Below are 646 nucleotides of genomic sequence, written 5' to 3'. Positions count from 1 at the left end.
GTGCCTTTTTCTCATCCATCGTGATTCCCCCGATGATCAGAGTGTCTATATCATGCTTTTGTTTTACATATTAGTGCCTAAGTGTAATTCTGTCATAGAGCTTTGTCAATAGATTTCTGGGAATACAGACCGGCAACAATCCATATTGGTTTGAAACCAAGAGGTAACGCAAACAGCTGGGAGTAAAGTTCGAGTGCAGTACAGTTAATTAATGGGCGACTCTGGGTAACAGCGCTACTACTCTGTCCAGTATCTTGTGGGCTACCTCTATCTTTGGCATAAGTGGCAGTTGGTCAGCTTCTCCGTTTCGGTCGATAATGATCACTTTGTTCGTATCAACGCTGAAACCACTATCAGGTGCCGTTATGTCATTCCCCACAATCAAATCGAGACCTTTATCCTTAAGCTTGCCTGTAGCGTTCTGCAACAGGTCCTGGCTTTCAGCGGCGAATCCTACTTTGATCACACTTCCCGATACCTCGGCCACTATGTCAGGCGTTTTGGACAGTTCGAGTTTTAAATCTTTCTGCTTCCGCTTGATTTTGTTTGGAGCTGAGTTTTGGGGTCGATAGTCTGCCACAGCGGCGGCCATTATCAGAGCGTTGGCTGTACGCGAAAGTTCCAGAACAGCTTCTCTCATTTGCAT

Annotated in this window: 1 protein-coding gene; it reads right to left on the bottom strand. The window is 45.7% G+C overall.

Annotated features, from left to right (window positions below; genetic code table 11):
- Nucleotides 1-208: 208 nt before the first annotated feature.
- Nucleotides 209-646: phosphopantothenoylcysteine decarboxylase (locus GY843_RS06420; protein WP_297307699.1), on the bottom strand; the 438-nt coding region annotated here is incomplete at its 5' end.

The organism is Neptuniibacter sp. (assembly GCF_024231755.1).
Lineage (GTDB): Bacteria > Pseudomonadota > Gammaproteobacteria > Pseudomonadales > Balneatricaceae > Neptuniibacter.
The sequence above is the reverse complement of the archived record's forward strand: the minus strand, read 5'-3'. Positions and strand labels throughout refer to the sequence as shown.